Source organism: Streptomyces sp. NPDC002994 (assembly GCF_040611155.1).
GTDB lineage: Bacteria > Actinomycetota > Actinomycetes > Streptomycetales > Streptomycetaceae > Streptomyces.
Window position 1 is genome coordinate 1 of the sequence record NZ_JBEXNQ010000066.1, and the last position, 5,071, is coordinate 5,071.

General features: G+C 68.1%; 7 protein-coding genes. All 7 read right to left on the reverse strand.

What is annotated here, in order from left to right; translation table 11 throughout:
• The coding region (locus ABZX79_RS37605) for an SRPBCC family protein (protein ID WP_355268502.1) at positions 1 to 658 on the reverse strand (658 nt) is incomplete at its 3' end.
• Between the two features lie 49 nt (positions 659 to 707).
• Positions 708 to 1,493, reverse strand: a complete 786-nt coding sequence (gene fabG, locus ABZX79_RS37610; RefSeq protein WP_355268504.1) for a 3-oxoacyl-ACP reductase FabG — start codon at positions 1,491 to 1,493, stop codon at positions 708 to 710.
• 94 nt (positions 1,494 to 1,587) lie between these two features.
• Positions 1,588 to 1,863 carry an acyl carrier protein gene (locus ABZX79_RS37615; protein WP_355268507.1) on the reverse strand — a complete coding sequence of 92 codons (276 nt, stop codon included), beginning with the start codon at positions 1,861 to 1,863 and terminating at the stop codon, positions 1,588 to 1,590.
• Between the two features lie 53 nt (positions 1,864 to 1,916).
• Positions 1,917 to 3,131 carry a ketosynthase chain-length factor gene (locus ABZX79_RS37620; RefSeq protein ID WP_355268510.1) on the reverse strand — a complete coding sequence of 405 codons (1,215 nt, stop codon included), beginning with the start codon at positions 3,129 to 3,131 and terminating at the stop codon, positions 1,917 to 1,919.
• Positions 3,128 to 4,399 carry a beta-ketoacyl-[acyl-carrier-protein] synthase family protein gene (locus tag ABZX79_RS37625; protein ID WP_355268513.1) on the reverse strand — a complete coding sequence of 424 codons (1,272 nt, stop codon included), beginning with the start codon at positions 4,397 to 4,399 and terminating at the stop codon, positions 3,128 to 3,130. Before ABZX79_RS37625 ends, ABZX79_RS37620 begins: the two co-directional genes overlap by 4 nt.
• Positions 4,396 to 4,725, reverse strand: a complete 330-nt coding sequence (locus ABZX79_RS37630; RefSeq protein WP_355268515.1) for a TcmI family type II polyketide cyclase — start codon at positions 4,723 to 4,725, stop codon at positions 4,396 to 4,398. Before ABZX79_RS37630 ends, ABZX79_RS37625 begins: the two co-directional genes overlap by 4 nt.
• 148 nt (positions 4,726 to 4,873) lie before the next feature.
• The coding region (locus ABZX79_RS37635) for a biotin/lipoyl-containing protein (RefSeq protein WP_355268518.1) at positions 4,874 to 5,071 on the reverse strand (198 nt) is incomplete at its 5' end.

Sequence of the window (5,071 nt, forward strand, 5' to 3'; positions counted from 1 at the left end):
AGGACTTGGTGGTGTGGACGGAGCCGTCCTTGGCGCGGGTGTCCATCTCCAGGGTCTGCAGGCCGGGGGCGTCCTCGGTCAGGCGGACGGTGGAGACGTGGGGGAGGCGTTCGGACCACAGGTGGGCGTCGTTGATGAAGTCGTAGACGTCCTTGGCGGATCCGTCGATGTGTACCGTGTCCTCGAAGGAGAACGTCAGCTCCCGCGCCGCGTGCGCGAACTCGATGTTCTTCTTCAGCGCGGCCAGCTCGGAGCGGCTGTTCTTGTCCACCGCCGCGTCGATCCACAGCAGGTCGTGCGCGTCGTCGTCGATGGCGCGGTAGTCGTGCAGCAGCCGCACCCGGGATTGGTTCTCCCCCAGCGGCTCGATGATCCACGCACCGCCCATCGCCGCCACCGGAGAGGTGGTCACCTCCTGGCGGAAGGTGATGCGCAGGGCCTCGGGGTCGAGGTCACGGCGCGAGGTCCAGTTCTTGGGCTCGCCGTTGGCGGTCGCCCAGATCCGGATCCGCTCCTGCGATCCGTCGTGGTCCACCCGGTCCACGTGGATGGTGGGCGGGAAGATCCGCGGCCAGTTGGTGACTTCCGCCAGCAGCCGGTACACAGCCGGTGCGGGCGCTGCGATCGTGATCTCGTGCTCAACCTCACGGGTCGTCATGACGGCTTTCTTCTCCAGGGGTCGGTACGGGGCGCTGACGGTGCGGGTCTCAGAAGTTGCCAAGTCCGCCGCAGACGTTGATGGCCTGTGCGGTGATGGAGGCGGCCGTGTCGGAAGCGAGGTAGGCGACCATGCCGGCGACTTCTTCGGGGGTGGAGTAGCGACCGAGCGGGATCTTGGACTGGAACTTCTGCAGAATGGCGTCCTCGGAGGTGTCGTACGCGGCTGCGTAGCCGGCGCGCACGCGCTGGGCCATCGGCGTCTCGACGTAGCCCGGGCAGACCGCGTTCACCGTGATGCCGGTGGGGGCGAGCTCATTGCCGAGTGCCTTGGTGAAGCCGACCACGCCGTGCTTGGAGGCGGAGTAGGGGGCGCCCAGGACGACGCCCTGCTTGCCGGCAGTGGAGGCGATGTTAATGATGCGGCCGCGGTTCTTGTGGCGCATGCCGCCGGTGTTGAGCACCTCCTTGGTCAGCCGGAAAACGCTGTTGAGGTTGGTGTCGATGACATCGGCCCACAGCTCCTCCTCGATGTCGGCGGTGACGCCTCCACCGGACCGGCCGGCGTTGTTGACCAGGACGTCGACAGTGCCGAAGCGGTCGACGGCGGCCTGGACGAAAGCGGCAGCCGAGGCGGAGTCACGGACGTCGAGAACCGTGCCGTCGGCGTCGATGCCCTCGTCCTGGAGCGACTTGACGGTCTCGGTGACGTTGTCGGCGTTGCGCGCGCCGATGAACACCTGGTGGTCGGCTGCGGCCAGAGCTCGGGCGGCGGCGAGGCCGATGCCGCTGGTGGCACCCGTGATGAGAGCGACCCGCTTCTCCTGCGATGACATGTTCGGTTCTCCGGAAATCTGTGGGCTACGGTGGTGGTACGGCGGGACCGGGTCGGGCGAAAGGTTTCGTCCGACCCGGCGGAGACGGCGGGCGTCAGGCCGCGGAGCGCTGGTCGGCGGTCAGGTGCAGGTTGACGGCCGCGATGAGGGCGCGTGGGGTGTCGGTGTTGGTCAACAGGTCCTCGTCGAGGTCGATGCCGTACTCGCGCTCGATGCGGCTGCCGGTCTCTAGCAGGGCCAGGGACTCGTAGCCGAGCGCCTCGAACTGCACGTCGAGGATGTCGGCTCCGAGGTCGACGCCTTCGTCGGCGCCGGCGCCCTCCAGCAGGATGCGGCGCAGGTCGTCCAGGGTAAATTCCAGATCGGACACGTGGTTCCCTTCATGGGTAGGTCGGATGGGCGGGTCGTGCGGGGTACAGGGGGTCAGTCGACGGCGCGGGTGACGACGGCGGAGTTGAAGCCGCCGTACCCGCGCGCCAGGACCAGCGCGGTGCGCACCTTGGCGGCGCGCGCCTGGGAGACGACCAGGTCCAGGCCGTATTCCTCGTCGGGGGTGACGTTCGCCGTCGGAGGGATCAGCCCCTCCTCCATGGCCAGCAGCGCGGTGGCGATGTCGAGCGGGGCCGCGCCGGAGTACAGCCGACCGGTCATGGTCTTGGGCGCGGTGACCGCGACGCCCCGGACGCCGAAGACTGTGGAGATCGCCTCGGCCTCGATACGGTCCAGCTCCGGCACGCCGGCCGCGTCCGCGAAGACCACGTCGACGTCCTCGGGGCTCACGCCGGCGTCTGCCAGCGCCAGTTCGATCGCCTTGCGCAGGGCGGGCTCGCGGTCGCTGCCGGGCTTGGGGTCGAAGGTGGAGCCGTAGCCGGAGATCTCGCCGTAGATCCGCGCGCCGCGCTCGCGGGCCGACTCGGCGGACTCCAGGATCAAAATGGCGCCGCCCTCACCCGGCACGTAGCCGGCCGCGTCTGCGTCGAACGGCAGATAGGCGCGGGTCGGCTCGTCGCTGGTGCTAAGCCGGTTGCCGGCCAGCTGCGCCACCCAGCCCCAGGGGCAGATCGACGCGTCGACGGCACCGGAGACGATCATCGGGGTGCCCTTGCGGATGAGCCGGCGGCCGTGCGCCACCGCGTCGAGACCGCCCGCCTCGTCACTGACGATGACGCCACTGGGGCCTTTCATTCCGTTGCGGATCGAGATCTGGCCGCTGTTGACGGCGTAGAACCAGGCGAAGGACTGGTACGCGGAGACGTACTGGCTGCCCTGGCTCCACAGCTTCTGCAGCTCTCCCTGCCCGAACTCGAAACCGCCCGAAGAACTGGCCGTGACCACGCCCGTGTCGAACTCGGGCAGGTCCTTTGGGTCGACGCCCGCGTCCTTGAGAGCCCAGTCGGTGGCGACCAGCGCCATCCGGGTCATCCGGTCGGTCTGCGGGATCAACCGGCTCGGCAGCAGGTCCTCGGCGACGAAGCCGGGCACCTCGCCCGCCAGGGTGGACGGGTAGGGGGAAGGGTCGAACCGGGTGACCCGGCCGATGCCGTTCTTGCCGGTGCGGGTCGCGGCCCAGAAGTCCTGCAGACCCAGGCCGTTGGGGGCGGCGATGCCCAAACCGGTCACTACAACCGAGGTGGTCATGCCACGCTCCTCTCGGGACGCGCCAGAACCATGGCGCTCTGGAATCCGCCGAAACCGCTGCCGACCGTCAGGACGGCGTCGGTCAGCTGCTCACGGGCGACCAGCGGGACGTAGTCGAGGTCGCACTCGGGGTCGGGGGTGTGCAGGTTCGCCGTGGGCGGCACCACGTTGTTCTCCATCGCCAGCGCGGACGCGGCGATCTCTATGGAGCCGATGGCACCCAGGGAGTGCCCGACCATCGACTTGATGGAACTGACCGGGGTTCGGTAGGCGTGGTCGCCCAGGCTCCGCTTGAAGGCGGCGGTCTCGTGGCGGTCGTTCTGCTTGGTGCCCGAGCCGTGCGCGTTGATGTAGTCGATCTCGGTCGGGTTCATCCGCGCCTCGTCGAGCGCGACCCGGATCGCCTCGGCCATCTCCGCGCCGTCCGGCCGCAGTCCGGTCATGTGGTACGCGTTGGAGCGGGTGGCGTAGCCAGCGATCTCGGCGTAGATGTGCGCGCCGCGCTTCTTGGCGCTCTCCAGCTCCTCCAGGACGAACACGGCGGCGCCCTCACCGAGGACGAAGCCGTTGCGGGTCCCGTCGAAGGGGCGGGAGGCGTGCTCCGGGTCGTCGTGCCGGGGGGTGGTCGCCTTGATCGCGTCGAAGCAGGCCATGGTGATCGGCGAGATCGGGGCGTCCGAGGATCCGGTGATCATGATGTCGGCGGAGCCCTCACGGATCAGCTCCACGGCGTGGCCGACGGAGTCGATGCCGGAGGTGCAGCCCGTGGAGACCACCGTGCTCGGGCCCTGCGCGCCCACCGTCCACGCGACCTCGGCCGCGAACGAGCTGGGGACCAGGTAGTTGTACAGGTGCGGTACCGCGTACTCGTGGTCGACGAGGTGGAGCCGGCCTCCGTCGCTGACGACGTTGTACTCCTCGTCGAGGCCCATAGTGGCGCCGACGGCGCTGCCGATGGTGACTCCGACGCGGTACGGGTCGTAGGTGTCCAGGCTGATCCCGCTGTCGGCGACGGCGCCGCGGGCCGCGACCACCGCGAACTGCGCGGCGCGGTCCATACGGCGGATCTCCTGGGGGCTCAGGCCGAACTGTTCGGGGTTGAAATCGATCTCAGCGGCGACCCGGGAGCGGAACGGGCTCGGGTCGAAGAAGGTGATCCCGCGGGTGGCGGTACGGCCCTCGCTGAGCAGGTTCCAGAAGTTCTTCGCCCCGATGCCACCGGGGGCCAGCACCTCGATGCCTGTGATGACGACTCGGCGGCCGCTCACGCGGACGCCTCCCAGTTGTAGAAGCGGGTGGCCATCGCGTCGGACGGCGAGCGCCAGGTCGCGGGGTCGTAGGCCTCGATGAACGGTTTCAGGTTCTGGCTGATCCCTACGAAGCGCGGGTCGCTCTTGGCCTGCTCGATCAGCTCGCCGCCGTTGTCCTCGTCGAAGTCCTGGAGGTGGAAGTACAAGCCCTTGTACTGGAAAAGCTGGCGCCGGCGCGTGCCCATACGGTGAGGCATTTCCGTGCCGTCGAACTCACCGAAAATCTTGGCGACATCGCCAATCGACTCGGGACTCATCCGAGCCACAATCAGCGTGCTGTGCATAACGTTTTCCCTCTCCTCACGGCCCACCACACACCGGATGACGGTATTAAGGACAAGTGTCCTGGGCGGCCGGAACGGTTTCAATATCTCCAATGTCAGAGCATTGTCAGGCTCCGTCAGAATTCTGCAGAGAAATTCCTCGAATGAATCAGGTCTTGATTTCGCAGATGACGGCGCCGGAGGTGACGGACGCGCCGACTTCGGCGGCCAGGCCCTTGACGGTGCCGGAGCGGTGCGCGTTCAGCGGCTGTTCCATCTTCATGGCCTCGAGTACGACGACGAGGTCGCCCTCGTTGACCTCCTGGCCCTCCTCGACCGCGACCTTGACGATCGTGCCCTGCATGGG

Coding starts and splice junctions, on each gene's coding strand:
- fabG (WP_355268504.1), bottom strand. CDS start 1,493: ATGTCATCGCAGGAGAAGCGGGTCGCTCTCATCACGGGTGCCACCAGC.
- ABZX79_RS37620 (WP_355268510.1), bottom strand. CDS start 3,131: ATGACCACCTCGGTTGTAGTGACCGGTTTGGGCATCGCCGCCCCCAAC.
- ABZX79_RS37630 (WP_355268515.1), bottom strand. CDS start 4,725: ATGCACAGCACGCTGATTGTGGCTCGGATGAGTCCCGAGTCGATTGGC.